The organism is Marivita cryptomonadis (assembly GCF_002115725.1).
In the GTDB taxonomy this organism is placed as follows: Bacteria; Pseudomonadota; Alphaproteobacteria; order Rhodobacterales; family Rhodobacteraceae; genus Marivita; species Marivita cryptomonadis.
The window spans coordinates 142695-168788 of record NZ_JFKD01000010.1; the positions used below are offsets into that span (position 1 = coordinate 142695).

Below are 26094 nucleotides of genomic sequence, written 5' to 3' on the forward strand. Positions count from 1 at the left end.
TGCCATGTCCACATACCCGCATATGCTGGCCCCGCTTGACCTTGGGTTCACAACGCTGAAAAACCGCGTGCTGATGGGGTCGATGCACACCAACCTGGAAGAGACCGGCGACTGGAACCGCGTGGCCGAGTTCTACGCGACCCGTGCGCGGGGCGGAGTTGGCCTCATGGTGACGGGCGGGATGGCACCGAACCGCGAAGGCGGGGTGTTTCCGGGTGCGTCTGGGTTGTTCACCGATCAGGACATCGCGAACCACCGGATCGTGACGGACCGGGTGCATGAGGCGGATGGCAAGATTGCGATGCAGATCCTGCATGCGGGGCGGTACGCCTATGGCAAGGAATGTGTGGCACCGTCTGCGGTGAAATCCCCGATCTCTCCGTTTCCGCCGATTGAATTGGATGAGGACGGGATCGAGAAGCAGATCAGCGACATCGTGACCGCTGCGAAACGTGCGCAGGAAGCCGGGTATGACGGGGTCGAGGTGATGGGGTCGGAAGGCTATTTCATCAACCAGTTCCTTGTGACCCACACCAACAAGCGTACGGACAGGTGGGGTGGACCGTACGAGAACCGCATGCGCCTGCCGGTCGAGGTGGTGCGCCGGGTGCGAGAGGCGGTGGGGCCAGAGTTCATCGTGATCTACCGGTTGAGCATGATCGATCTGGTGCCGAACGGATCGACCCATGAGGAGGTCGTGCAGCTTGCGCAGGCGATTGAGGCGGCGGGCGCCACGATCATCAACACCGGCATTGGCTGGCACGAAGCGCGGATTCCGACGATTGCCACAAGCGTGCCGCGTGCGGCCTTTGCCTGGGTGACGAAAAAGCTGATGGGCAAGGTGGGTATTCCGGTGATCACATCAAACCGGATCAACACGCCCGAGGTTGCGGAAGAGGTGCTGGCGACCGGATGCGCCGATATGGTGAGCATGGCGCGGCCGTTCCTGGCCGATCCGGATTTCGTGGCGAAAGCGGCAGCGGGCAAGGGGGCGCAGATCGCGCCTTGTATTGCGTGTAACCAAGCCTGTCTGGACCACACATTCCAGATGAAGATCTCGTCGTGCCTTGTGAACCCCAAGGCCTGTTTCGAGACCGAGCTGAAAGTTGAACCAACTGTAAACGCAAAGCGCGTTGCGGTGGTGGGCGCGGGGCCTGCGGGCTTGTCTGCAGCGATCACTGCGGGAGAGCGCGGGCATCAGGTGACCCTGTTCGACAAGGCCGATGAGATCGGTGGTCAGTTGAACATGGCCAAGCAGGTGCCGGGCAAGGAAGAGTTCTGGGGGCTGGTCGATTGGTTCCGTACCATGTTGGAAGAGACCGGGGTTACTGTCTCTCTTGGTAAGGCGGTAGGTGCCGATGATCTGGCGGGCTTTGACGATGTAATCATCGCAACTGGCGTGCTGCCCCGTGATCCGCAGATCCCCGGTCAGGATGGTCCCAATGTGGTTGGTTATGTGGATGTCCTGCGCGGCAAGGCTGCGGTTGGGGATCGTGTGGCGGTCGTGGGTGCGGGCGGCATCGGATTTGATGTGTCGGAATACCTTGTGCATGAGGGCGAAAGCCCGACCGAGAATCTGCCCGAGTGGATGAAGGAGTGGGGTGTCACTGATCCTGCTGACCAGAGGTCTGGTTTGGCCGCTGAAGGTGCGCAACCCAGCCCGCCTGCACGCAAGGTGACGCTGCTGCAGCGCAAGGCGGAAAAGCCGGGCAAGCGGCTAGGTAAGACTACGGGCTGGATTCACCGCATGAGCCTGATGATGAAAGATGTGCAGATGAAGGCCGGTGTGAATTACGAGCGTATCGACGCCGAAGGGTTACATGTGTCTTTCGGCGAAGCGCGAGAGCGGCCTGAAGTGATTGCCTGCGATACGGTTGTTCTGTGTGCCGGGCAGGTGTCGGAGCGGTCGCTGGCGGATGCATTGGAGGCCAAGGGCATCGCGTGCCACGTGATCGGCGGGGCCGATGTGGCAGCGGAACTGGATGCCAAGCGGGCGATTGATCAGGGCACGCGTTTGGCGGCGTCACTGTAAGGAACAGGTTGGTTGCCTGATGCGTTGATGAGTCAGACGGCGGGGCACGAGGCCCCGCTTGGACATTCAATACATCAGGAGGCCAAAAATGCCTGCAATCAGTGACGCAAAAATCCTACTCATTTCCACCCACGGTTTTGAACAATCCGAACTGGAATTCCCGCGCGATCAGTTGCGCGCCAAGGGAGCGACGCTTCATGTCGCGACGCCTGATGGCAATGCCATCAAGGGTTGGGAAGGCAGCGACTGGGGTCGTGAGGCCGAGGCCGATGCCAGGATCGCGGACGTGTCTGCCGACGATTACGATGCGCTGGTCATTCCCGGCGGTCAGATCAACCCGGACATTCTGCGCGTGAATGACGACGTGCTGGAACTGGTCCGCGCGTTCCATGATCAGGGCAAGACAATTGCCGCGGTCTGTCACGCACCGTGGGTGCTGATCGAAGCGGGTATCCTGAAGGGGCGCGATGCCACCTCGTACCATTCCATCAAAACCGACGTGATTAACGCTGGTGCAAACTGGAAAGATGAAGCTGTGGTTGTGGATCAGGCGATCATCACAAGCCGCCAGCCTGACGACCTCAAGGCGTTTGTGTCCAAGATCGTGGAAGAGATCGAAGAGGGCAAGCACCAGCGCAAGGCTGCGTAAGCCGCGACCTCAGGACGGAATGGAAAGCCGGGCTTTGTGCCCGGCTTTTTGTCATTCGGTGACGGTGATCGTAATCACTTCGCTGACCACAGCAGGATTGTGGGGGACGTGGAAATGGTCGCCCAGCACCAACTGAATTGTGTGCGTCCCGGCTGGTAGATCAAGACTGGCCTGTGTCTGGCCACCACCGAAATGCAGGTGGTTTTCGTCGGATGGAATGCCGTTCGCGATCAGTTCCGCATCGTCGGCGCCTTCGCCGAACGGCGCGCGGTTGAGCAGGATGTGGTGATGGCCGGTGGATTCTTTTTCGACGCCAGCAGGGGCGACGCCCATTCCGGCAAGTCCGAAGATCACGGTGACCGGGGACTGTACGGTCGTGCCGTTTTCGAGATTCACGACATAGACCGCCGCGTCGGCGGGCGCGGGCGTTTCGTTGGCTTGGGCAAAGGTGGCAGACGCAAGGGCAATCGTAGCCCCGAAAATAAAACGATACATGAATACTCCTCCCTGATGAGGAAGTGTGCCTTCCCCTAGGTCAAAGATAGGCCGGGATATGCAATTCGCACAATCACGGTTACGCCATATGAGGGTTAATTTGCCGTTTCCGTCTGCACGACATTGCCCAACAAAACCCAGATATTGTCTGCAGTGCGCCCAAGTCGCGCCTGATTTGACCGTCATACCTTCCTCAACGAAACACGAGGAATACGTATGGACCGTCTTACCGAAATGGAGGCCTTTGCCACAGTTGTGGATCAGGGTGGCTTCACTGACGCGGCCAAGAAGATGGGGATTTCAAAATCCGCTGTCTCGAAGCATGTGTCCTCTTTGGAAGCGCGACTTGGTGCGCGGCTTTTGAACCGGACAACGCGGCGTGTGAGCCCGACCGAGATCGGCCTTGCCTATTACGATCGCGCCCGTCGGGTGCTGAACGATGCGGGCGAGGCTGATGCGCTGGTCACGTCGATGCAATCTGCGCCGTCCGGTTTGTTGCGGATCAGTGTAGCGACCGATTTCGGGGTGAACCACCTGTCGCCTGTGCTGGGCGAATTCCTGTCGGATTTCCCGGATATCACGGTGAACATGGTGCTGAACAACCGCTACGTCGAACTGATTTCTGAAGGGTTCGATATGGCAGTGCGCATCGGTGAGCTGGAAGACAGCACGCTGCGGGCGCGCAAGCTGACCGAGACCACCAAGCGCATGATCGCAGCGCCGGGGTATTTCGAGAAATATGGCCGTCCGCGTCGGATCGACGATCTGAACGAACACAAGCTTTTGCATTATTCGAACCAGTCGAGCGGCAACGTGTGGAAAGTGACGGCACCTTCGGGTGAAAAACGCCAAATCCGCACGGCTGGTTGGCTTTCGGTGAACGATGGTCAGTCGTTGCTCAATGCCTGTGTGGCAGGGCTGGGCATCGCGTATCTGCCATCTTTTCTCTACGCCGATGCTATGGCGCAGGGTCTGGTCGAAGATGCGATCCCCGATCTACCGATCGACACGCAAGGCATCTACGCCGTCTACCCTCCGGGCCGGTTCACGCAGCCCAAGGTACGCGCTTTCATCGACTTTCTGGTTCACCAGTTTGCTGACAAAGGCCCGAAGGACTGGTAAGACATCCTCCCTCGTCTGTTCGCAGACCACCTTCACGCCTCGGACGCCATAGCCGGGGCGTTTTTTTATGCCGGTTTCCGGGTTGCGACCTGTGGCTGGTGGAGGCAGTGTCTGGCGACCTGATCCCCTGACGGAGCGATGCCATGCCCTTTACCCTTGCCACCTGGAACATCAATTCGGTTCGTCTGCGCGAAGGGCTGGTGGCCAAGCTGATGTCCGAGGAGGCGCCAGATGTGTTGTGCCTTCAGGAGTGCAAAAGCCCGGTCGAGAAAATCCCGATGGAGCAGTTTCAGGCGCTGGGCTATGGGCACATGGTTGCACGGGGGCAGAAGGGCTATAACGGCGTTGCCATCCTGTCGAAGCTGCCGATCGAAGATCTGGGCGACAAGGATTTCGCCAGTTTAGGGCATGCGCGACATGTTGCGGGACGGCTGGAGAATGGTGTGACCATTCACAATTTCTACGTGCCTGCGGGTGGAGATGTGCCGGACCGCGAGGTGAACGAAAAGTTTGGGCAGAAGTTGGATTACCTGACGGAGATGCGGGACTGGTTCCATTCGGAGCGTCCTGAGAAGGCGATCCTTGTCGGTGACCTGAACATCGCACCGCGCGAGGATGATGTCTGGTCGCACAAGCAATTGCTCAAGGTGGTGAGTCATACGCCGATTGAAGTCGAGCATTTCGGTGAAACGCAGGATGCGGGTGGCTGGGTCGATGTGACCCGGCAGGATATCCCCGACGGGTTGCTCTATTCGTGGTGGAGTTATCGCGCCAAGGATTGGGATGCAGCAGATAAGGGGCGGCGGCTGGACCATGTGTGGGCGACGCCGGATATTTCGAACGCGGCGCATTCCAGTCGGGTCTTGCGGGATGCGCGCGGGTGGCAGCAGCCCAGCGATCATGCGCCGGTGTTTGCGACGTTTGATCTGTGATCATGTGGGTGGGTGAGATTTTTTCCCATCATTGAATCATAAGTTGCGAAAATGTCCCAGCATCTATGCGACACGCCATGGTTTTTGGGAAAACCGCTCTTTGCTGATCTGCCATGATGTTGGCAAGCATCGAACCAAGGAGCACCCCATGGCAGTTCAAGACACCGATACAGCAGCGCGGCCCGGTTTTCTTCGCGGGTTTGTCGACCATCCGGCGAGTGTGAATGAAACCTACCTGCAACATGCGGGCTTTGCGTTTGGTTTTGCCGGGCGGTTGTTTCTGGCGTCTATGGCGGCGCTGATCCATGCGATCATTCCGCCGCTGTTCGAGACCACGGCAAGCCGAATGATCCGTAAGATGCACGCGCGGATTGAAGCGCGGCATACCAACGCCGAGCACTGAACATGTGTCGCCTTGCCGCCTATCTGGGACCGGCCGTTCCGATTGCGCATGTTGTTGTCGATCCGGCGCATTCTTTGTTGGAGCAGAGTCAGCACGCAAATGAGGCCAAGCTTGCTGTGCAGGGCGACGGGTTTGGGTTCGCGTGGTACGCCGAAGGCGCAGGGCCGGGTTTGTATCGCGATGTTCTGCCTGCGTGGTCTGACGGCAACCTATTGAGCCTGTGCAAGATGATCCGATCTCCACTGTTTCTGGCGCATGTCAGGGCGTCCACCACAGGTGAAACCACGCGGTTGAACTGCCATCCCTTTGCGCATCGGCGCTGGTCGTTCATGCACAATGGGCAAGTGCCGGATATCGACCGTATTCGTCGCGCACTGGAAGCATTGTTGCCGGATGACCTGTATCTCGCGCGTAGGGGGACAACGGACTCTGAATTGATCTTCCTGTTGCTTCTGGCGCATGGGCTTGAGGACAATCCGGCAGAGGCCGTGCAGTCCGTTGTGGCGCTGTTGCAGGAGCACAGTTGCTATGGGCAGGGTTGCGACGAGGCGGTGCGGCTGACCTGCGTGATGTCGGATGGTGACGCGATCTATGCGTTCCGTCATTCCAGTGATGCGCGGGCGCCCAGCCTTTATGCGGCGGAAACACGCGAGGGTGGCTGGGTTCTGGCGTCAGAGCCATTGGACTCCAAAACGCTGACGTGGGCTGCGATTGAGCCGGACGCGTTGGTGACGCTGTCTCACGGTGGTGTATCGCGGGTCCCTTTGGCTTTTGACGTGGCCCGCGCGGCTTAGGCGCGCATGTTCAGTAGGGCTTTGCGGCGGCGCGAGACCGTTTCGCGCCGGTCCTGCGCCCGTCCGACCCGGAAACTGCGCGCAACGAAATCAATGTGATCGGCGGCTGCATCGGCCGCTTCTTCCGGTTTGCCACGAATGATCGCATCGGCGATGCGCTTGTGCTGGTCCAGCAGCATTTCCCCCGTGCCGTCGATGGCGCGCAGAAAATCCCGATTGTAGAACACGTTGCGCGCCATGAGCTGGTAGATCGCGGCCATGGTGTGGACCATGAGCGAATTGTGACTGGCGTCGACGATGGCGGCATGAAACCGGACGTCCGCATCGCGTGAGGTTTCGGCATCGCCTTTGGTATGGGCCTCTTCAAGCTCGTGGATGATGCCCTTGAGAAGCTCCCAATCCTCTTCGGTGGCGCGTTCGGCGGCCAGCATTGCGGCAAAGCTTTCCTGTTCGCGGCGAAATTCGAGGTAATCCTCGAACGCGGTGACGTGGCGTGCGTAGAGATCGACCAGCGCGGGGGACATCGCCGACCCGACAAGGGGGGCGACGAAATTGCCTTCGCCGTGGCGGACGATGATCAGGCCGTTTTCTTCCAGCCGTTTGAGCGCCTCGCGCACTTTGGGGCGGGAGACTTTCATCTCGTCCGCCAATGTGCGCTCAGACGGTAGGCGGGTGCCGTCCTTGAGCACGCCGGACACGATCAGCTCTTCGATGTGGTGAACGATGGTGTCCGCCACCGATTCGTGACCGACGGGTCCGAAGAGATTTGCGACTGAGTTCGGCATCGGGTGTCCTGCGTGTCAGATCGTTAGTGGTAAAATAAGTGATCCTTAAAAGTGATCAACGAAAATGTCGCAGCTATGCGTTGGGCGCGGGTCTGGGTTGCGCATAAAGAATATTAAAATCAGAAGTTTGCCCAAAAATAACTTTCAGAAATATTTTTTGAAGACAAACGGTGAGCAGAAGCATTTCGCACGGGTTCGGGAGGTAGTGGTCACAAAATCGTTGATTTCAAGGGGTGGTAAATAATATGAACCACTGCATCCCGGGTGAGCGGCCCGGTGATTTTTCCCGGCGCAGGCCGGAAGACCCTGAGGAGGAAATATGAAAAACGTACTCACCAGCCTGGCCGTGGCAGCGGCTGTTCTGACAGCCCCGGCCGCCCATGCCGCTGACAAGCTTTTGCTTAAGACGCCGATTGCGTTCTCGACCGCGTTGCCGGGTCTTGGCACGCCGATCCCGCGTGTGGCGGATCAGCTTGACCTGATGTCGGGCGGCACTCTCAAGATGAAGGTCTATGAGCCGGGCAAGCTTGTTGATCCGTTTGAAATTCTGGACGCGGTCAGCACTGGGAAGATCAATTCGGGCTATACGACCGCCGGTTACTGGGCGGGCAAAATCCCAGCTTCGCCGCTGTTTTCCGCTGTCCCGTTCGGCCCCGAGGCGGGCGAGTACATGGCGTGGCTGTATTATGGCAATGGCATGAGCCTGTACCAAGAGATGTACGATCAGGCCGGATACAACGTACACGTCCTGCCTTGCGCGATCATTGCTCCGGAGACGTCGGGTTGGTTTGCGAAAGAGATCAACACGCCTGCCGACCTTGAAGGGCTGAAAATGCGGTTCTTCGGTCTGGGTGGCAAAGTCATGCAGAAGCTGGGTGTCGCGACATCGCTCCTGCCCGGTGGTGAGATTTTCCCGGCGCTGGAAAAAGGCGCGATCGACGCGACCGAGTTCTCGATGCCTGCGATCGATGCGCGTCTTGGGTTCCACAAGTTGGTCAAGTACAACTACTTCCCCGGCTGGCACCAGCAGGCGACCGTGTTCGAGCTGATGATCAACAAGGACGTCTGGAACGAGGCCTCGGAACAGCATCAGGCGATCATCACCAACGCGTGCAAGGCGTCGATGGCCGACAGTTTTGCCGAAGGTGAGGCGCTTCAGTTCAATGCCATGATCGACAACGTCGAGAACAACGGCGTCGAGATCAAGCAGTGGTCGGATGAGATGCTCACGACCTTTGAGGCGACATGGGACGCGGTTGCCGAAGAGGAAGCGGCGAACAACGAGTTCTTCGCCAAGGTCTTGGCGGACCTGAATGACTTCCGCGATGGCTACACGCTTTGGAAAGAGAACGCTTTCCTGCCGCGCAAATAAATCTGCGCACCGGCGGCGGCCCCGGTGAAGGGTCGCCGCGCTTTATTCGTTTTGCACTTTTTCACGGATTTGGACGCCGGGTCTTTTCTGCCCGGTGAGGGACAGGAGGCACCATCATGTCAGAGACTGTAAGAGCCATAGAAGACCCGATTGAAACGTACGAGAAAATCCTCGAACACGAGGACAAGGACACGCAGGCGGTTGCCGTCGGAATCGACAAGATGGTCAAGGGCGTCGGTCACGTGGTCATGTGGGCGAATGTCCTGCTGATCGGAGCCATCGTTGCGCAGGTGCTGTTTCGCTATCTGCTGAACCAGAACTTCCCTAAACTGGACGAGATCCAGTGGCATTTCTACGGACTGGTGACGATGGTCGGCATTTCCTATGCGCTGGTCACCGACAGCCATGTCCGGGTGGATATCCTACACCTGCAACTGAGCCGTCGTGCGCAGCGGATCATCGAAGTGCTGGGCATCCTGACGCTGGTGGCGCCGTTCCTCTATCTGATGGTCGATCAGGGGTGGGATTATTTCTACGAAAGCTGGCGTGTCAGCGAACGGTCGTCTTCGCCGACTGGTTTGCCCGCGCGCTGGGCGTTCAAGGCGATCATTCCGATCTCGTTTGTCCTTTTGTCCTTCGCGGCGTTGGCACGGTTGATCCACGATGTGCACGCTTTGTTTGTGGCAGGTTCCGAAGAGCGGCAGGGCAAGGATTTGCGCCTTATCCTTTGGGCGTTGGTGAGCTTTGCCGTGGTGGCGTTCGCGTTGACCTTTCTTGTGCACACGACCGAGGAAAAGCTGGTCATTGCGATGTTCCTGACCTTCATCGCGCTTTTGTTCACCGGGTTTCCGGTGGCTTGGGTGCTGGCAGGGACAGGCGTGCTTTATTGTGGGATCGCGTATCTGTTCGACAACGGGATGATGAATTGGACCGGGCTTGAAGAAACGCTGATCGGTCTGGATTACCTGAGCCTTGGCGCCGTGGTGAACCGGGTATACGCGACGATGTCGAACGCGGTTCTGGTTGCGCTTCCGATGTTCATTTTCATGGGGCTTATGCTGGACGAATCCGGCGTGGCGGAAAAGCTGATGACGTCGATGCAGCGTCTGTTCGGGCGCACACGTGGTGGTCTGGCGATCACAGTGACGATGATCGGGATCATCCTTGCAGCCTCTACCGGGATTATTGGTGCCTCCGTGGTGTTGCTGGGTGTGCTGGCCCTGCCGTCGATGGTGGAACAGAAATATTCGCCGCTGCTTGGCACAGGTGTTGTCGCGGCGTCGGGGACATTGGGCATTCTGATCCCGCCGTCGATCATGCTTGTCATCATGGCCGACCAGATGGCGCTTTCGGTGGGCGATCTGTTCATGGCGGCAATGCTGCCGGGTATGTTGATCGGGTTTCTGTATCTGACCTATATCTTTGGCATCTCGTACCTGAAGCCGTCGGTTGCGCCGGCACCTGAGGGGGCTGTGCGTCCGGATTGGGCTGCGGTTAAGGATGTGCTGGTTGCGGTTCTTCCGACATTGGGACTCATCCTTGCGGTTTTGGGGTCGATCTTTGCCGGTATCACCACGCCCACTGAGGCGTCTGGCATCGGGGCCATCGGGGCTACGGTTTTGGCGCTGGGGTATCGCAAACTGACGCTGCAAAAGCTGATCAATGTGCTCAAGTCCACGTTCAATACGACTGCCTATATCTTCGCCATTTTCCTTGGCGCGACTGTATTCTCGTACGTGCTGCGCGAACTTGGTGGGGATCAGTTGATCGAAGACATGATCCTTGGCACCGGGTTCGGCCCGAATGGTACTGTGATCGTGATCCTTGCCATCGTTTTCCTGCTGGGTTTTGTTCTGGATTGGATCGAGATCACATTGATCGTGCTTCCATTGATGCGTCCGATCATCAACGCGCTGGGTCTCGATATTCCTGGTTACGGCGTTGTCGACGAGGCCGCGTTGGTCTGGTTCGTGATCCTTGTGGCGGTGACCTTGCAGACCTCTTTCCTGACGCCGCCGGTTGGATTCGCCCTGTTCTATCTTAAGGGTGTGTGCCCGCCAGAGATCAAGTTGGGGCATATCTACAAGGGGGTGGTGCCATTTGTCCTGTTGCAGCTGACTGGGTTGGCGTTGGTATTCTTCATGCCATGGCTCGCAACGTGGCTGCCTTCGGTGGCATACTGAGCCGGACAAGGGGGAGAAGACCGATGACGGACGACAACCTTCTGAAACATTTGCGCGCGGTGGTTGGGACACGTCATGTCCTTACCGGCGCCAAGCAGACCGAGCGGTTCCGCAAAGGGTTCCGCTCGGGTGAGGGTGACGCGCTGGCGGTGGTGCAACCCGCGACGGTTCTGGAACAGTGGCAGGTTTTGAAAGCCTGTGTGGCGGCGGATAAGATCGTCATCATGCAGGCGGCCAATACCGGGCTGACGGAAGGGTCGACGCCGAAAGGGTCGTATGACCGCGATGTGGTTCTGATCAACACGCGGCGGATGGATGCAATCCACACCGTGCGCGGCGGTGAGCAGGTGGTGAGCCTGCCGGGGGCGACGCTGTTCGCCTTGGAAAAGCTGCTGAAGCCCATGGGGCGGCAGCCGCATTCAGTGATCGGGTCATCCTGTATCGGTGCGTCCATCGTTGGTGGCGTGTGCAACAATTCAGGCGGGTCGTTGATCGAGCGGGGGCCGAGCTATACCGAGTTGTCGTTGTTTGCACGGATCACGGAAGCAGGTGATCTGGAGTTGGTGAACCATTTGGGTATTGCGCTGGGCGATACGCCGGAAGAGATTCTAACCCGCGTGCAGACAGGCACGTTTGGTGAAGCTGATCTAGAGGCGACGAACAAGCGGGCGTCGGATACGGAATATCATCGTCGAGTGCGCGATGTGGATGCCGACAGCCCGGCGAGGTTTAACGCGGACAAGCGGCGGCTTTATGAGGCGGCTGGATGTGCTGGGAAGCTGGCGGTGTTTGCTGTGCGGCTGGACACGTATCCGGTCAATGTGGTTGAGCAGACATTTTACATTGGGACCAATGATCCCGGGGCGTTGACCGATCTTCGACGGTATGTACTGTCAGACTTCGACAGTCTGCCTGTTTCGGGCGAATACATGCACCGGGAGTGCTTTGACATTTCAGAGACCTACGGCAAAGACACAGTGTTGATGATCGACAAGCTGGGCACCGACAAGCTGCCGATGTTCTTTGCGATGAAGGGCGCGGTTGATGCGCGGCTGAACAAGCTGGCGCTGACGCGCGGGTTTACCGACCGGTTCATGCAATTGGTGTCACGCATGGTGCCTAAGCTGTTGCCAAAGCGGCTGACTGACTTCCGTGACCAGTATGAGCATCACCTGATCCTCAAGATGCGGGATGGAGGTGTCGAGGAAGCGCAGGTTTTCCTAAAGGCATTTTTTGCCGAGCGGGACGGGGATTTCTTTGAATGTACGCCGCGTGAAGGGAAGTTGGCCGGGTTGAACCGTTTTGCCGCTGCCGGTGCTGCGATCCGGTATCAGAATGTGCATCGGGACGAGGTCGAGGATATTCTTGCGCTCGATATCGCGTTGAAGCGGAATGAGCGGAACTGGTTGGAACAGTTGCCTGAGCATATCTCGGACAAGCTGGTGCATCGGCTCTACTATGGGCACTTCTTCTGTCACGTATTGCATCAGGATTACATCGTGAAGAAGGGGGTGGATGTGGCTGCGCTCAAGGCTGAGATGCTTGAACTGCTGGATCAGCGCGGGGCGGAATACCCGGCCGAGCACAATGTAGGCCATATCTACAAGGCGAAACCTGACCTTGCCGATTTCTACAAGACAATCGACCCGACCAATTCCTTTAACCCCGGCATTGGCAAGATGTCGCGTTGTAAGAACTACGCGTGAAATATTTGTTTAACTCTGAACTACTTTGCCATGCGCCTGTTGCATGGAAGATATGACGTGGACTTACTGCCCCAGGGGAACCGGGCATGCTAGGAGCGCGTTACATGGTTGAGTGAAGTTGTGTTCAAACAATTTGTTCAACGATAAACTAATGGCCAACGGCCAGACTAAGGGAAGAGGGATTATGAAAGACAGCCCGCAAGATATTGACCCGGTCGAATCCCAGGAATGGCAAGACGCGATTGAAGACGTGATCCTTCGGGATGGCGCTGATCGTGCTCATTTCCTGCTCGACAAGGCAGTTCAACAGGCGCGTGCCGCCGGTGCTAAACTGCCATTCTCGGCGACCACACCGTACCAGAACACCATTGCATCTGACGACGAAGTCGACATTCCCGGCGACACCGAAATGGAGTGGCGCATCCGCACCATCAACCGGTGGAACGCGATGGCCACGGTGGTGAAGCGGAACAAGGAAAGCAGCGAATATGGTGGGCATATCGCCTCGTTTGCCTCTTCTGCAGCGCTGTATGATATAGGGCTGAACCACTTCTGGCGGTCGAAATCAGCGATCCACGGCGGCGATCTTGTGTTTTTCCAAGGTCACGTGATTCCGGGCATTTATGCGCGCTCCTTCATGGAGGGTCGCATCAGCGCTGAACAGCTTGAGGCATTCCGGTCCGAGGTCGATGGCGGTGGTTTGAGTTCTTATCCGCACCCATGGCTGATGCCGGATTACTGGCAGTTCCCGACCGTTTCGATGGGTCTGGGGCCGCTGATGGCGATCTATCAGGCGCGGTTCATGAAATACATGCACAATCGTGGCCTGATCGACATGGCTGACCGCAAGGTGTGGTGTTTCCTTGGCGATGGCGAGATGGACGAACCGGAAAGCCGGGGCGCGATTGATCTGGCGCACCGCGAGGGTCTCGACAACCTGATCTTCGTTGTGAACTGCAATCTGCAACGGCTTGATGGCCCAGTTCGCGGCAACGGCAAGATTGTACAAGAGCTTGAGGGCGACTTCCGCGGTGCCGGTTGGGACGTGATCAAGCTTCTGTGGGGCCGTGGCTGGGACGAGTTGTTGGAGCGCGATGCTTCGGGCAAGCTGCGCCAGTTGATGGATGAAACCGTCGACGGTGACTACCAGACGTTCAAATCCAAAGACGGCGCGTATATCCGCGAGCACTTCTTCGGCAAATATCCTGAAACTGCGGCTCTGGTCGAAGACTGGACCGATGATCAGATTTGGGCGCTGCGTCGTGGCGGGCATGACCCCAAGAAGGTCTACAACGCCTTCCTGCGGGCCAGCAAAGCCAAGGGCACGCCAACCTGTCTGCTGGTCAAGACCGTCAAGGGCTATGGCATGGGCACTGCTGGCGAAGGCCAGAACACCACGCACCAGCAGAAGAAGATGCAGTTCGACCAGCTTAAGGCGATGCGGGATCGGTTCCAGATTCCGGTCACCGATGAAGAGCTGGAAAAGGAACTGCCGTTTGTCAGCCTGAACAACGCGCAAAAGGCTTATCTGGCGGATCGGCGCAAAGAATTAGGCGGGTCGTTCCCCAAGCGGGATTGGCGCGATGCACCGAAGCTCGAGATTCCGGCGCTGGAGCAGTTCAAGGGCCAGCTTGAGTCCACCGGAGACCGTGAGATCTCTACGACGATGGCGTTTGTGCGTATCCTGACAACGCTGTTGCGGGATAAGAAGATCGGCAAGAATATCGTGCCGATCGTGCCGGATGAAAGCCGCACTTTCGGGATGGAAGGTCTGTTCCGGTCGGCGGGCATCTACAACCCGCTGGGGCAGAACTATACCCCGCAGGATAAAGACCAGATGATGTTCTACAAAGAGAGCCTGGATGGTCAGGTTCTTCAGGAAGGCATCAACGAAGCAGGCGCTATGGCGGACTGGATTGCGGCGGCGACGTCGTATTCGAACCACGGCGTGCCGATGATCCCCTTCTTCATCTACTACTCGATGTTCGGCTTCCAGAGGATCGGTGATCTGTGCTGGGCCGCAGGCGACAGCCGTGCGCGGGGCTTTATGCTGGGCGGGACTGCTGGGCGGACCACGCTGAACGGTGAAGGTTTGCAGCACGAGGATGGGCACTCGCACATTCTGGCGAGCACCATTCCGAACTGCATCAGCTACGACCCAACTTTCAGCTATGAGGTCGCGGTGATCGTGCAGAACGGCTTGCAGCGGATGTTTGTCGATCAGGAAGACGTGTATTTCTACCTGACCCTGATGAACGAGAACTATCAGCATCCTGAGATGCCGATGGGGGCCGAGGAAGGGATCATCAGAGGTCTCTACAGAATGCACAAGACCGCTAAGCCGGGCAAAAAACATGTGAACCTTTTGGGTTCTGGGACGATCCTTGTTCAGGCAATCAAGGCGGCTGAGATGCTAAAGGAAGACTTCGGTGTCACCTCGGACATTTGGTCGGCCACGTCGCTAAACGAACTGGCGCGGGATGGTCAAGATTGTGCACGTCACAACCGTCTGAACCCGCTGGCCGAACCCAAGGTGCCCTATGTCACGCAGCAGCTTGACGGTGCGAAAGGCCCTGTGATTGCCGCGACCGACTACATGAAGAACTACGCTGAACAAATCCGCGCCTTTGTGCCGGGTCGGTTCACAGTTTTGGGCACCGATGGCTATGGCCGTTCGGACAGCCGCGTGAACTTGCGTCGGTTCTTTGAAGTGGACGCCAACCACATCGCCGCCGCTGCGATGGTCGATCTCTTCCGCGAAGGCGCGGTGACCGAGAAAGACCTGCAACTGGCATTGAAGAAATACGACATCGACGGCGACAAGCCGAACCCGCGTCTGGTTTGAGCGGGAGGAGAACAAGACTATGACCGTAGAAGTTAAAGTACCGGATATCGGCGATTTCAACGAAGTGCCCGTCGTCACCGTTTTGGTGAGCGTGGGTGACACGATTGCCGTGGAAGACCCGATTGTCGAACTCGAGTCCGACAAAGCAACGATGGAAGTGCCAAGCTCTGCCGCCGGTGTGGTGAAAGAGATCAAGGTGTCCGAAGGCGATAAGGTCTCCGAAGGATCGCTGATACTGATCCTTGAGGCTGATGGCGCTGCTGATGCGCCGAAGGACGCGCCCAAGGCCGAGGCCCCGAAAGCTGAAACGCCCGCCGCTGCTGCTCCGGCAGCCGCACCTGCACCTGCACCCGCAAAGACGGATGCAGGGTTTGGTAAGGTTCACGCATCGCCGTCTGTTCGGGCCTTCGCACGGACTGTTGAGGTTGATCTGGCGACAGTCAACGGAACAGGCCGCAAGGGTCGCATCCTGCGCGAAGACGTCATGAAGGCGCTGAAGGCGACGGCTGCCCCTGCTGCTGCGGGTGGTGCCGTGTCTGGTGGTATGGGCATCCCGCCGATCCCGGCTGTGGATTTCTCCAAGTTTGGGCCGATCGAAGAGATCGAAATGCCCCGGATCAAGAAGATCTCGGGTCCGGCGTTGCACCGGTCTTGGCTCAACATTCCGCATGTCACGCATAATGACGAGGCGGACATCACGGATCTAGACAAGTACCGCAAGGAAATGGACACGATGGCCAAGGACAACGGCTATCGCGTGACCCTGTTGTCCTTTGTCATCAAGGCATCTGTGTCTGCGCTGAAAGAGCATTGGGAGTTCAACTCGTCGATCCATCCCGATGGCGACAAGCTGATCAAGAAGGACTTCTACAACATCGGCTTTGCGGCGGACACGCCCAACGGGCTGATGGTGCCGGTGATCAAAGATGCGGATCGCAAGGGTCTGGTCGACATCTCCAAGGAACTGATGGACCTGTCGAAAGCCGCGCGCGAAGGCAACCTCAAGTCCAAGGACATGCAGGGCGCAACCTTCACCATCTCGTCGCTGGGCGGGATCGGGGGCACCAGCTTTACCCCTATCGTGAATGCACCCGAAGTGGCGATCCTTGGTCTGACACGGTCCAAGATGGCACCGGTTTGGAACGGTGAAGAGTTCGTGCCGCGCCTGATGCAGCCGCTGTCGCTGTCTTACGATCACCGTGCCGTCGATGGGGCCTTGGCCGCGCGCTTCTGCGTGACGCTCAAGAACCTGCTTGGCGATATGCGCAAGTTGATGTGGTAAGGGGGACGATCTGATGGATGTTAAAGTACCCGATATCGGGGATTTCAAAGACGTACCCGTTGTGACCGTTCTGGTCAGCGTGGGCGATACGGTTTCCGCCGAAGACCCGCTGATCGAACTGGAGTCTGACAAAGCGACGATGGAAGTGCCATCGCCTGCAGCGGGCAAGATCACCGAGATCAAGGTGGCCGAAGGCGACAGGGTTTCCGAAGGCACCGTGATCATGGTTCTTGAAAGCGCGGATGCCAAAGCTGAAGACGCCCCGAAAGCGGCTGATGCGGCACCCGTGGCCCCGCAATCTGTGGCGGCAACCGGCACCGCGTCCGGCAAAGGCGATGTGCATGCCGAAGTGGTTGTTCTGGGCTCTGGCCCCGGAGGCTACACGGCAGCGTTCCGCGCGGCCGATCTGGGTAAGAAAGTTGTCCTGATCGAGAAGTACCCATCGCTGGGTGGTGTGTGTCTGAACGTGGGCTGTATTCCGTCGAAAGCGCTGTTGCATGTTGCCAAGGTGATCACCGAGGCCGAGGAGATGTCCTCGCATGGGATCAGTTTCGGCAAGCCAAAGATCGACCTAGATGAATTGCGCGACTTCAAGAACAGCGTCGTTGGTCAGTTGACCGGAGGTCTGAGCGGTCTTGCCAAGGGTCGGAAGGTTCAGGTCGTCCAAGGCTATGGCACTTTTACCGGGCCGAACATGATCGAAGTGATCGGGGACAGCGGCAAGACCAATGTCAGCTTTAACCAGTGCATCATCGCTGCCGGGTCCGAACCTGTGAACCTGCCCTTCATCCCGCATGACGACGAGCGGGTGATCGACAGCACCGGGGCACTTGAGTTGAAGGACATTCCCAAGCGGATGCTAATCCTTGGCGGGGGCATCATCGGTCTGGAAATGGCCTGTGTGTATGATGCTTTGGGATCGAAGATTTCGGTCGTGGAGTTCATGGACCAGCTGATGCCGGGGGCTGACAAGGACATCGTGAAGCCTCTGCACAAGCGGATCGAGGGCCGGTACGAAAACATCTGGCTCAAGACCAAGGTGACGAATGTCGAGGCGCAGAAGAAGGGGCTCAAGGTTACGTTCGAGAACGACAAGGGTGAAACCTTTGACGATACGTTCGACAAGGTGCTGGTGGCCGTGGGGCGCAAGCCGAATGGCAAGGTGATCGACGCCGAAAAAGCGGGTGTTGCGGTGGATGATCGCGGCTTTATCGCCGTGGACAACCAGCAGCGCACTGGTGTGCCGCATATCTTTGCGATTGGTGATGTGGTTGGCCAGCCTATGCTTGCCCACAAGGCCGTGCATGAAGGCAAGGTCGCGGCGGAAGTCTGCGCGGGTCACAAGCGATTCTTCGATGCGTCGCTGATCCCGTCGGTCGCTTATACTGACCCCGAAGTGGCGTGGTGCGGCGTCACCGAAACGCAGGCCAAGGCGCAGGGGATCAAGTACGAAAAGGGCGTGTTCCCGTGGGCGGCCTCTGGTCGGTCCTTGGCGAATGGGCGGAATGAGGGCATCACCAAGCTGCTCTTCGATCCCGAAGATGATCGTGTGATTGGCGCTTGCATCGTCGGCACCAATGCCGGTGATCTGATCTCGGAAGTGGCGCTTGCCATCGAGATGGGTGCGGATGCGGTTGATCTGGGCCACACGATCCACCCACACCCGACATTGTCGGAGACGGTGAACTTTGCCGCTGAAATGTTCGAAGGCACAATCACCGATCTGATGCCGCCGAAGAAGAAAAAGGCGTAAACGCAAAAGAAGAGGGGGCCGATTGGCCCCCTTTTTCGCTGGTCTGCCGGTCGGCTTATATGCCGAGGAACGGCTGCGCGATGCGCGGCACCAGACCTTTGAATTTGAGCGGTGCATCCGTGACCGCGAGGCAGATGCAATCTTCGGAAATGTCAGCGACAGGCGTATGGTTCAGATCTTCGCTGGCCACTTCGATATCGCCTCGCCCGAAGTAACCGCCTTCGTCCTGAAACGCGCCCTTGAGCACGAGAGTCAGTTCAAGACCGTGATGCCCGTGATCCGGGATTGCGGTGCCTGCCGGGATATAGAGCAGACGGGCGGTTGCGTGCTTGGACGTTGGCAGGATCGCCTGCTTCACACCCATGCCCGCCGAACGCCAGCGTACATTTTCCAGCCCGCCGCCGACGTAATCCACCAGAGGTGCGGGCAAAACATCGTCTTGCACCATGGCTGACACGGGCTTGTCCTGAACCTGACTGTCTTGGGCGTGGATCATGTCCAAGACAGATTTCAAGCTGTTCTGCGCCATTTCAACGCTGGCGCAGGTGTCGAGAACGGCGCCGCCCACAGCGTCATAGCTGCCCAATGCCGCCCTGCATTCATCGCAAAGCGAAATATGGGTCGCGACGATCAGATTGACGGCTTCGGGCAGGTCGCCTGCCGAATAAGCCATCAAGAGGTCGTCTGTAAGGTGGTGTTTTACGGTCATTTCAGTATCACTTCATCGAGTGGCGCAATCGCTCAAGCGCCAACCTAATACGAGATTTGATCGTGCCCAGTGGCAAGCCTGTCTGATCGGCGATTTCGCTGTGAGACAGCTCGCCAAAATAGGCCTTTTCGATCAACTCTCTTTGTTTCTCGGGCAGGTCGCGCAAGGCACGACCCAGTTGCTCGCTCTCCTGTTGTAACCCGATGACCTCTGCCTGATCGGGTTCTGCTTCCGGTCCCCAAGGCAAGTCTTCGGGTTCGGGGCGCCGCTGTTTTCGCAGCACGTCTATTTTCTTGTTCCGGGCGATGGTGAAAATCCACGTTGATGGACTTGCCCGGGTGGCATCGTAAAGATGCGCCTTGTTCCAAACCGTCACGAGCACTTCCTGCGCGCATTCTTCGGCAAGAGCCGCATCCATGCCAGTTCGCATCAGGAAGGCCTTTACCCGCGGTCCGAAATGACCGAACACCCGAATAAATGCCGCTTCGTCCCGCGCATCGCGGACCGCCACCATGTCATCCACCCAAGGGACGACCTCGTTTGTCATTCCTGCAATCAAAATACCCGTTCCGTTCGCGCCTACCCTGCTCGAATCGCGCATTTCCATTCCCTTGGCAACGGGAGAGGCATGGCAGTCCGAGGAAAGCATGGTTGTCGTGAACATGTAGAAGATACGGCACAAGTACAGGTTTGGATCACAGATTATTTTCTTTTTCTTTTCATCCGTTCTGTGGCTTGGAGCGTAAACAAAACTAGACACATCAAAAAGTGAGACGACTATGCCATTTGAAGCCCGCGCCAACGCACCCAAGAAGATTGCCGTGATTGGCGCAGGGATTTCGGGGATGGGCGCAGCTCATATGCTGTCCGAGGATCATCACGTCACTCTTTACGAGGCTGAGCCTCGATTGGGGGGGCATGCGCGGACCATCGTTGCGGGAAAGAATGGAGATCAACCCGTCGATACCGGGTTCATCGTCTTCAACTATGCCAACTACCCGCATCTTGCGCGGCTGTTTAAATCATTGGATGTGCCGGTCACCAAAAGTAATATGAGCTTTGGTGCAAGCCTGGACGGCGGGCGCATCGAATACGCGCTGGCGACTTTGGGGTCGGTCTTCGCTCAGAAAAAGAACATGGTGAACCCCAAGTTCCTGCGGATGCTGGCTGACATCGCAAAGTTCAACAAGCGTGCGCTGGATGCCACCCGTGACCGGAACCTCAGCCTTGGTGCTTTCCTTGAGCAGATCGGCACAGGCGAGTGGTTCCGCGATTATTATCTGCTGCCGCTGACCGGTGCGATCTGGTCGACGCCGACGGACAAGATTATGGATTTCCCAGCACATGCTCTGGTGCAGTTCATGGAGAACCACGCGCTGTTGTCCGTGTCGGGCCAGCACCAATGGTATACGGTTCAAGGTGGGTCGGTCGAATATGTTCGGCGCCTTGAGGCGTCTATGAAGGACCGAGGCGTAACGTTCCGACTGGGAGCGCCGATTGATGCTGTCCGTCGCGATGTCACGGGGCCCGAGGTCAAGGCGCAGGGCGCCAAATGGGAACAGTTTGATGAGGTGGTTTTCGCCACTCATTCCGACGACACACTCCGGCTTTTGTCCGATGCGACGCCGCTGGAGAAGCGCGCTTTGGGCGCAATCACATATCAGCCCAACCGGATTATTCTGCACGCGGATCCGAGCATCATGCCGACGCGGCGCGTTTGCTGGTCGTCTTGGAACTATACCGAAAGCGCAGCCAAAGAGCTGAACACGATCGACCTTACCTATTGGATGAACAGTCTTCAGCCGATCCCGGAAAACGACCCGCATTTCGTGACATTGAACACCACGCGTCCGATCCGGGAAGAGTTGATTTACGACGAATGCACCTTGCGTCATCCCGTATACGATCTTGAGGCGCTGGCTGCACAAGACACTGTGCGCGACATGAATGGAACGAACCGGACATGGTTCTGTGGCGCTTGGATGAAGAACGGCTTTCACGAAGATGGTCTTGGCAGCGCGGTGGATGTTGTTGATGCGATCCGGGCGCGTAACGCGGTTGCGGTGGCTGCGGAATGACGGGTGTCGATCATATCGTCGGCCACACCTATCACGGTCGGAAAGGGAGCACGGACAACGCGTTCCGCTATTCCATCGACTATGTGATGGTGGATGCCGAGGCAAAGCCGAAGACACCGTGGCTCTTTTCCCGCAACAAGGGCAACGTGGCGAGCTTACAGGACGGCGACCACGGTGGTGCGCCGGGTGAAGGGCGCGGTGCCGCATGGGCACGTGAGGTGCTGGATGCCCATCAAATCAGGGCGCGCGGGCGGCTGCTGTTATTGGCACAACCACGGTTTCTGGGCCATGTTTTCAACCCGGTGTCGTTCTGGCTGGCGCATGACGAACAGGAAAATCTGGTTGCGGTGATCGCCGAGGTTTCCAACACGTTTGGCGATCGCCATTCGTACCTATGCCGAAAGTCCGACAATTCTCCCATCGGCGCATCGGATCGGCTGCAAGCGACAAAGATTTTCTACGTCTCGCCCTTCCAGCCGGTTGAGGGCGGATACGAGTTCCGATTTGACATCCGGCCGGACAAAATCGGCATCTGGATTGATTATACTCAGGCCGCGGGTGGCTTGATTGCAACCCTGACAGGCCCACGCAAGACGATCAGCAACGGGTCGATCCTGCGGTCGTTGCTGCGCCGTCCATTTGGGTCACGCAGGGTTTTGGCGCTGATCCATTGGCAGGCGCTGAAGCTGTGGTGGAAAGGGTCGCGGTATCGCACTCGCACAGAACCACCGTTGGAAGAAGTCAGCCAGTAATGGTAGCTGGTCGGCAAAACCTTGGGGGTTACGCGGTTTTCGCGGCGGTCCTCGCGGCGGCGGGCTTGCCTATCTATATCCATGCGCCGAAGTTTTATGTTGATGAATATGGCGTGAGCCTTGCGGCTTTGGGCTCTGTGCTGTTCGGGCTGCGGTTGTTGGACGTCGTGCAAGATCCGCTGCTGGGCAAACTTGCCGTTGCGGTGCGGGATGTCCAGGGGATTGCTGTCGCTGTGACGCTTGCGATCATGGGCGCGGCAATGCTGGGACTGTTCGCCGTCACGCCGCCGACAAACCCGATCTTGTGGTTCGCAGTGATGCTGACCTTGGTGTTTTCTGCGTTCAGTTTCCTGACCATCAACTTCTATGCCCGCGGCGTGCAGAAGGCGAAATCGCTTGGTGGCGACGTTGGTTATCTGCGGGTCGCGCGGTGGCGGGAAACCGGGGCATTGCTTGGGGTCTGTGTGGCCTCTGTGATGCCGTCGGTTTTTCTGGCCATCGCTTGGCCCGAGTTTGTGGCCTATGCTGGCGTCTTCGCTTTGGCCTGCCTTGTGGCCGGGATCGCGATGCACAACGAATGGCGCGGGGCGACGACAGAGCCATCGGCTGGTTTTGGGATTGTCTTGAAGGACCAAATCTCGCGTCGGCTGTTGCTGATCGCATTGGTCAATGCGGCGCCAGTTGCGGTGAGTTCGACCTTGTTCCTGTTTTTCGTGGAAAGCCGCCTGGACGCGCCGGGTTGGGAAGGGCCGTTGTTGCTGTTGTTCTTCTTGGCAGCGGCTGCCGCCGCTCCGCTTTGGGGGGCTTTGGCCGAACGAGTTGGTGCGAAGTCCGCGTTGCTGGCAGCGATGGTTCTGGCAATTGTCGCGTTCAGCTTTGCCATGATGCTTGGCAGTGGGGATACGGTCTGGTTTGCCATCATCTGCCTGGCGTCTGGTGCTGCGGTTGGGGCAGACCTTACGCTCCTCCCGGCGGTCTTTGCGCGGCGCATGGAAACTGTCGCCCCGAACGCGTCCGAAGGCTTTGCGCTTTGGGGGTTCGTGTCGAAATTCACACTTGCTTTTGCGGCCATCGCGCTGTTGCCCATCCTCGAAGCCAGCGGTTTCGTGTCGGGTGCCGAGAACAGCGATGCCGCGCTGACGACTTTGACTTTGCTCTACGCAGGAGTGCCCTGCGCTTTGAAACTGGTGGCGATCGGCCTTCTGATCGCGACACCACTCGGAAAGGAATGACGTCATGGAGACTGTCTTTCTCGTATTTCTCGGAGCAATCCTGATGCTCAGCTTTGGCTATATCAAGAACCGCTACTTCGGGTTTTATGGCCAAACTCCGTCTGATTATTCTGCTGCCCCCGGAGATGCGTTCGACCTGCGGACACACCTTAATGGCGAGATCATATGCGAAGGTGTCATATACGGCCCCACGGGTCGTGTGACCTCGCGTTTTGTCGGTGACTTCGATGCGGTCTGGACTGGCAATACGGGCGTAATGAAAGAGCGCTTTGTCTATGACAGCGGCGACGAAGTCCTGCGCGAATGGAATCTGACGGTCGGCAATGATGGGCGTATCCGCGCGACTGCCTCTGACGTGGTGGGCGAAGGGCAGGGCGTGCAAAGCGGGCCGACGGTACAGCTCAAGTATAAATACAAGCTGCCCGAAGAGCAGGGCGGGCATGTTCTCGACACAACCGACTGGATGTATCTTGCACCGAATGGAACCATCGTGAACCGCAGCCAGTTTCGGAAGTATGGAATCAAGGTGGCCGAACTGGTGGCCACGATGCGCAGGAAGGAAGCGGCGTGATTGAATGGGCAGGCAAACGGTATTGGTTGGTTGGAGCAAGCGAAGGTCTTGGCGCGGCTTTGGCGCACAAGATGAGCGCGGCCGGTGTTCACCTGATCCTGTCTGCCCGCAGTGAAGATAAATTGAATGCGCTGGCTGCAAGCCTGCCGGGCAAGTCCGAGGTTGTTACCGTCGATGTGTCCGATACCGAGTCGGTAAAGGCGGCCACCGCAGCAGTGGGCGATATCGACGGGATCGTTCAGATCGCGGGTGTCTATTGGCCGTTTGGAGCCAACAATTGGGACGCGGATCAGGCCATCGCGATGGCGGATATCAATTTCACAGGTGCAATGCGCCTGATGGGTGCGGTTGTTCCGAAATTTGTCGAACGTGATGCGGGGCACATTGTCCTGACCGGGTCGTTGTCCGGTTTTCGCGGATTGCCCGGGGCCGCCGCCTATACCTCGTCAAAGGCGGGGGTGATGACATTGGCAGAGTCGCTGTATGCCGATCTGCACAAAACGAATGTACGTGTGCAGTTGGTCAATCCGGGCTTTGTGAAGACCCGTCTGACTGACAAAAACGATTTCAACATGCCGTTCATCATGGAACCCGAAGACGCGGCGCGCGAGTTCTTCGAGCACATGAACACCGACGCTTTCAAACGAAGTTTTCCGACTCTGTTTTCATGGGTGTTTCGGGGCAGTCAGTTCCTGCCGGACTGGCTCTATTATCGGCTGTTTGCGTAAGATCAAAGTCAAAGATTCTTTTGTCGCCCATGTTTGGTTCAACGGCATGGGAGAATCGTCATGGAACATATCAGTGCAAACACGGTGGCGGCGGTCATCGTGATGGCCCGCGAACTGGATCGCGCCGAAGGCGAACTGCGCGCTTTCATCGACCGGATGAACGAAGAGGCGCAGGCGGCATTGGTGGCGGTGATGTGGATTGGGCGGGGCGCATTCGAAGTCGAAGAATGGGACGAAGCGTTCGAAACAGCCATGAACGAGGCGACGACACCAACGGCCGACTATCTGATTGGAACACCTCATCTGGCGGACAATCTGGAAGCCGGGCTTGATGCGATGGGTATCTCGGCTACCGACGAAGAAAACCAGTTGATGTGATCCCTAGCGCAACGCGCGTCCCTTGAGGATTGCGTCTGGTCCAAACTTGTCGCGGATTGCATCCGTTGCACGTTCGGTCTTGGCGCGCTTGACGCCCTGCGGATCAAGCAAGTCTGCTGACACATCCGCTCCGCGGGCTGCACTCAGGTCGCTGATCCCGGCCCCCAGAAGACGGTAGGGACCTTGATCCCCGACCTGATCGAACAGCGCGCGTGCCGTGCGATAGATGCGGTCGGCGATCTGGGTCGGGTCACTCAGCGATGTGCGCTTGGTGATCAAGGTGAAATTCGACCGTTTCAGCTTGAGCGTGACCACGCGACCTGCAAGGCTTTTAGCCTTGGCACGGTCCGATACCTTTTCGCACATACGCCATAAATGCCCGTCCAAAAGGTCTGGATCATTGGTGTCTTCGTTGAACGTGGTTTCGTTCGAAATTGATTTCATCGGGCTGTGCGCCGAGACGCGCCGCTGATCCTGACCGCGGGCGAGGTGCCAGAGGCGATGGCCCATGTTGCCAAACCGGTGTGTGAGATCATCCAGTTCCCACCGCAGCAAATCGTCAAATGTGCGAATGCCCGCTCGGTCTAGAGACTCTTGCGTGGCGGTGCCGACGCCCCAAATCAGACGCACGGGTTTTGGTCGCAGGAAGGCCTCGGTTTCCGCTTTGCCGATCACCGAAAAGCCGCGTGGTTTGTCGAGGTCCGACGCGATCTTGGCAAGGAATTTGTTGTGGCTGAGGCCGATGGAGCCCGAGAGGCGCAATTCTTCCCGCATGCGTTTGACCAGACGCGCCAGCATCACGGCAGGAGGATGGCCATGCAGGCGTGCCGTGCCGGTCAGGTCGATGAAGGCTTCGTCCAGCGAAAGAGGTTCGATTGATGGGGTCAGCTCCTCCATCAAATGCCGGATGGCGCGCGATGCTTCGACATAAGCTTCCATCCGCGGTTTGACGATCACGGCATCGGGACACAGTTGCAGCGCCTTGAACATTGGCATCGCCGATCGCACGCCCCTGATCCGCGCAACATAACAGGCGGTCGACACTACCCCACGTCGGCCTCCGCCAATGATCACGGGCTTGTCTGCGAGTTCGGGATTGTCACGCTTTTCGACAGACGCATAGAACGCGTCACAATCCATGTGCGCGATGCTCAGATCATAGAGTTCAGGATGGGAGAGCACACGCGGGCTTCGGCACGTCGGGCAGCGCGCACCGGCGTCAAATTCGGTCAGGCAATCGCGACAAAGGGCGGGCATGGCTTGGGTATCCGAACGAGCCTGTGCAGGGTACAC

General features: G+C 58.0%; 23 protein-coding genes. 18 read left to right on the forward strand and 5 right to left on the reverse strand.

The features are described 5' to 3' along the window. Nucleotides 1-4: 4 nt before the first annotated feature. Together MCRY_RS12865 and MCRY_RS12870 are read left to right on the forward strand one after the other, a co-directional pair. Entirely contained in the window at nt 5-2032 is a 2028-nt protein-coding gene (locus MCRY_RS12865; RefSeq protein WP_085630480.1) for an NADPH-dependent 2,4-dienoyl-CoA reductase, read from the forward strand. Between the two features lie 88 nt (nt 2033-2120). Further along, nucleotides 2121-2681, forward strand: a complete 561-nt coding sequence (locus MCRY_RS12870) for a type 1 glutamine amidotransferase domain-containing protein (RefSeq protein ID WP_085630482.1) — start codon at nt 2121-2123, stop codon at nt 2679-2681. Between the two features lie 51 nt (nt 2682-2732). Here the strand turns inward: MCRY_RS12870 and MCRY_RS12875 are convergent, their stop codons facing one another. Next, nucleotides 2733-3176, reverse strand: coding sequence for a DUF4399 domain-containing protein (locus MCRY_RS12875; protein ID WP_085630484.1), 444 nt, complete (start codon nt 3174-3176; stop codon nt 2733-2735). Between the two features lie 216 nt (nt 3177-3392). Between MCRY_RS12875 and MCRY_RS12880 the strand changes: the two genes are divergently transcribed. The 4 genes from MCRY_RS12880 to MCRY_RS12895 all read left to right on the forward strand — a co-directional run bounded on the left by MCRY_RS12880 (nt 3393) and on the right by MCRY_RS12895 (nt 6427). Next, nucleotides 3393-4298 (forward strand): LysR family transcriptional regulator, encoded by a 906-nt coding sequence (locus MCRY_RS12880; protein ID WP_085630485.1) that lies wholly within the window; start codon nt 3393-3395, stop codon nt 4296-4298. 143 nt (nt 4299-4441) lie between these two features. Next, nucleotides 4442-5230 (forward strand): exodeoxyribonuclease III, encoded by a 789-nt coding sequence (locus MCRY_RS12885; protein ID WP_085630487.1) that lies wholly within the window; start codon nt 4442-4444, stop codon nt 5228-5230. A gap of 148 nt (nt 5231-5378) precedes the next feature. Then, on the forward strand, nt 5379-5633 hold the full coding sequence (locus tag MCRY_RS12890) for a DUF6356 family protein (protein ID WP_085630489.1): 255 nt from the start codon (nt 5379-5381) through the stop codon (nt 5631-5633). A gap of 2 nt (nt 5634-5635) precedes the next feature. After that, nucleotides 5636-6427, forward strand: coding sequence for a class II glutamine amidotransferase (locus tag MCRY_RS12895; RefSeq protein ID WP_085630491.1), 792 nt, complete (start codon nt 5636-5638; stop codon nt 6425-6427). Here MCRY_RS12895 and MCRY_RS12900 read toward each other — a convergent pair. Next, the gene (locus tag MCRY_RS12900) at nt 6424-7212 is read right to left on the reverse strand and encodes a FadR/GntR family transcriptional regulator (RefSeq protein WP_085630493.1); all 789 of its coding nucleotides are present in this window, start codon (nt 7210-7212) and stop codon (nt 6424-6426) included. The genes MCRY_RS12895 and MCRY_RS12900 overlap by 4 nt on opposite strands. A 319-nt stretch (nt 7213-7531) precedes the next feature. Between MCRY_RS12900 and MCRY_RS12905 the strand changes: the two genes are divergently transcribed. The 6 genes from MCRY_RS12905 to lpdA all read left to right on the forward strand — a co-directional run bounded on the left by MCRY_RS12905 (nt 7532) and on the right by lpdA (nt 18353). Next, on the forward strand, nt 7532-8584 hold the full coding sequence (locus MCRY_RS12905; RefSeq protein WP_085630495.1) for a TRAP transporter substrate-binding protein: 1053 nt from the start codon (nt 7532-7534) through the stop codon (nt 8582-8584). A 116-nt stretch (nt 8585-8700) separates the two neighbouring features. Further along, entirely contained in the window at nt 8701-10767 is a 2067-nt protein-coding gene (locus MCRY_RS12910; RefSeq protein WP_085630497.1) for a TRAP transporter large permease subunit, read from the forward strand. Between the two features lie 23 nt (nt 10768-10790). Continuing rightward, nucleotides 10791-12473, forward strand: a complete 1683-nt coding sequence (gene dld / locus MCRY_RS12915; RefSeq protein ID WP_085630499.1) for a D-lactate dehydrogenase — start codon at nt 10791-10793, stop codon at nt 12471-12473. Between the two features lie 184 nt (nt 12474-12657). Then, nucleotides 12658-15318, forward strand: coding sequence for a pyruvate dehydrogenase (acetyl-transferring), homodimeric type (aceE, locus tag MCRY_RS12920; RefSeq protein ID WP_085630501.1), 2661 nt, complete (start codon nt 12658-12660; stop codon nt 15316-15318). 19 nt (nt 15319-15337) lie between these two features. Continuing rightward, entirely contained in the window at nt 15338-16600 is a 1263-nt protein-coding gene (aceF, locus tag MCRY_RS12925; protein ID WP_085630503.1) for a dihydrolipoyllysine-residue acetyltransferase, read from the forward strand. 13 nt (nt 16601-16613) lie between these two features. After that, nucleotides 16614-18353 carry a dihydrolipoyl dehydrogenase gene (gene lpdA, locus MCRY_RS12930; RefSeq protein WP_085630505.1) on the forward strand — a complete coding sequence of 580 codons (1740 nt, stop codon included), beginning with the start codon at nt 16614-16616 and terminating at the stop codon, nt 18351-18353. A gap of 55 nt (nt 18354-18408) precedes the next feature. Here lpdA and MCRY_RS12935 read toward each other — a convergent pair whose 3' ends face one another. Next, nucleotides 18409-19062, reverse strand: a complete 654-nt coding sequence (locus MCRY_RS12935; RefSeq protein WP_085630507.1) for a ChrR family anti-sigma-E factor — start codon at nt 19060-19062, stop codon at nt 18409-18411. A gap of 7 nt (nt 19063-19069) precedes the next feature. Then, nucleotides 19070-19609 carry a sigma-70 family RNA polymerase sigma factor gene (locus MCRY_RS12940; RefSeq protein WP_085630509.1) on the reverse strand — a complete coding sequence of 180 codons (540 nt, stop codon included), beginning with the start codon at nt 19607-19609 and terminating at the stop codon, nt 19070-19072. Nucleotides 19610-19841: 232 nt separating this feature from the next. Between MCRY_RS12940 and MCRY_RS12945 the strand changes: the two genes are divergently transcribed. The 6 genes from MCRY_RS12945 to MCRY_RS12970 are packed head-to-tail and all read left to right on the forward strand — an operon-like array spanning nt 19842 to nt 24801. Continuing rightward, nucleotides 19842-21140, forward strand: a complete 1299-nt coding sequence (locus tag MCRY_RS12945) for an NAD(P)/FAD-dependent oxidoreductase (protein ID WP_085630511.1) — start codon at nt 19842-19844, stop codon at nt 21138-21140. Continuing rightward, nucleotides 21137-21892 (forward strand): DUF1365 domain-containing protein, encoded by a 756-nt coding sequence (locus tag MCRY_RS12950; protein ID WP_085630513.1) that lies wholly within the window; start codon nt 21137-21139, stop codon nt 21890-21892. Before MCRY_RS12945 ends, MCRY_RS12950 begins: the two co-directional genes overlap by 4 nt. Further along, nucleotides 21892-23124, forward strand: coding sequence for an MFS transporter (locus MCRY_RS12955; RefSeq protein WP_085630515.1), 1233 nt, complete (start codon nt 21892-21894; stop codon nt 23122-23124). Before MCRY_RS12950 ends, MCRY_RS12955 begins: the two co-directional genes overlap by 1 nt. A gap of 4 nt (nt 23125-23128) precedes the next feature. Continuing rightward, a complete protein-coding gene (locus MCRY_RS12960; RefSeq protein WP_085630517.1) occupies nt 23129-23695 on the forward strand; it encodes a DUF3833 family protein in 567 nt (188 codons plus the stop codon). Further along, entirely contained in the window at nt 23692-24423 is a 732-nt protein-coding gene (locus MCRY_RS12965) for an SDR family NAD(P)-dependent oxidoreductase (RefSeq protein ID WP_085630519.1), read from the forward strand. Before MCRY_RS12960 ends, MCRY_RS12965 begins: the two co-directional genes overlap by 4 nt. Nucleotides 24424-24483: 60 nt before the next feature. After that, the gene (locus MCRY_RS12970; protein WP_085630521.1) at nt 24484-24801 is read left to right on the forward strand and encodes a DUF3775 domain-containing protein; all 318 of its coding nucleotides are present in this window, start codon (nt 24484-24486) and stop codon (nt 24799-24801) included. Nucleotides 24802-24804: 3 nt separating this feature from the next. On the opposite strand, the gene MCRY_RS12975 is transcribed toward MCRY_RS12970, so the two are convergent. Beyond that, nucleotides 24805-26058 (reverse strand): DNA polymerase IV, encoded by a 1254-nt coding sequence (locus tag MCRY_RS12975; RefSeq protein WP_085630523.1) that lies wholly within the window; start codon nt 26056-26058, stop codon nt 24805-24807. Nucleotides 26059-26094 lie beyond the last annotated feature (36 nt).

What these genes read in the sequence shown, in the direction of transcription:
- aceE (WP_085630501.1), top strand. Translation starts at nt 12,658, where the DNA reads ATGAAAGACAGCCCGCAAGATATTGACCCGGTCGAATCCCAGGAATGG.
- MCRY_RS12870 (WP_085630482.1), top strand. Translation starts at nt 2,121, where the DNA reads ATGCCTGCAATCAGTGACGCAAAAATCCTACTCATTTCCACCCACGGT.
- MCRY_RS12890 (WP_085630489.1), top strand. Translation starts at nt 5,379, where the DNA reads ATGGCAGTTCAAGACACCGATACAGCAGCGCGGCCCGGTTTTCTTCGC.
- dld (WP_085630499.1), top strand. Translation starts at nt 10,791, where the DNA reads ATGACGGACGACAACCTTCTGAAACATTTGCGCGCGGTGGTTGGGACA.
- MCRY_RS12960 (WP_085630517.1), top strand. Translation starts at nt 23,129, where the DNA reads ATGGAGACTGTCTTTCTCGTATTTCTCGGAGCAATCCTGATGCTCAGC.
- MCRY_RS12945 (WP_085630511.1), top strand. Translation starts at nt 19,842, where the DNA reads ATGCCATTTGAAGCCCGCGCCAACGCACCCAAGAAGATTGCCGTGATT.
- MCRY_RS12970 (WP_085630521.1), top strand. Translation starts at nt 24,484, where the DNA reads ATGGAACATATCAGTGCAAACACGGTGGCGGCGGTCATCGTGATGGCC.
- aceF (WP_085630503.1), top strand. Translation starts at nt 15,338, where the DNA reads ATGACCGTAGAAGTTAAAGTACCGGATATCGGCGATTTCAACGAAGTG.
- MCRY_RS12955 (WP_085630515.1), top strand. Translation starts at nt 21,892, where the DNA reads ATGGTAGCTGGTCGGCAAAACCTTGGGGGTTACGCGGTTTTCGCGGCG.
- MCRY_RS12875 (WP_085630484.1), bottom strand. Translation starts at nt 3,176, where the DNA reads ATGTATCGTTTTATTTTCGGGGCTACGATTGCCCTTGCGTCTGCCACC.
- MCRY_RS12935 (WP_085630507.1), bottom strand. Translation starts at nt 19,062, where the DNA reads ATGACCGTAAAACACCACCTTACAGACGACCTCTTGATGGCTTATTCG.
- MCRY_RS12895 (WP_085630491.1), top strand. Translation starts at nt 5,636, where the DNA reads ATGTGTCGCCTTGCCGCCTATCTGGGACCGGCCGTTCCGATTGCGCAT.
- MCRY_RS12885 (WP_085630487.1), top strand. Translation starts at nt 4,442, where the DNA reads ATGCCCTTTACCCTTGCCACCTGGAACATCAATTCGGTTCGTCTGCGC.
- MCRY_RS12900 (WP_085630493.1), bottom strand. Translation starts at nt 7,212, where the DNA reads ATGCCGAACTCAGTCGCAAATCTCTTCGGACCCGTCGGTCACGAATCG.
- MCRY_RS12865 (WP_085630480.1), top strand. Translation starts at nt 5, where the DNA reads ATGTCCACATACCCGCATATGCTGGCCCCGCTTGACCTTGGGTTCACA.
- MCRY_RS12975 (WP_085630523.1), bottom strand. Translation starts at nt 26,058, where the DNA reads ATGCCCGCCCTTTGTCGCGATTGCCTGACCGAATTTGACGCCGGTGCG.
- MCRY_RS12880 (WP_085630485.1), top strand. Translation starts at nt 3,393, where the DNA reads ATGGACCGTCTTACCGAAATGGAGGCCTTTGCCACAGTTGTGGATCAG.
- MCRY_RS12950 (WP_085630513.1), top strand. Translation starts at nt 21,137, where the DNA reads ATGACGGGTGTCGATCATATCGTCGGCCACACCTATCACGGTCGGAAA.
- MCRY_RS12910 (WP_085630497.1), top strand. Translation starts at nt 8,701, where the DNA reads ATGTCAGAGACTGTAAGAGCCATAGAAGACCCGATTGAAACGTACGAG.
- MCRY_RS12905 (WP_085630495.1), top strand. Translation starts at nt 7,532, where the DNA reads ATGAAAAACGTACTCACCAGCCTGGCCGTGGCAGCGGCTGTTCTGACA.
- lpdA (WP_085630505.1), top strand. Translation starts at nt 16,614, where the DNA reads ATGGATGTTAAAGTACCCGATATCGGGGATTTCAAAGACGTACCCGTT.
- MCRY_RS12940 (WP_085630509.1), bottom strand. Translation starts at nt 19,609, where the DNA reads ATGACAAACGAGGTCGTCCCTTGGGTGGATGACATGGTGGCGGTCCGC.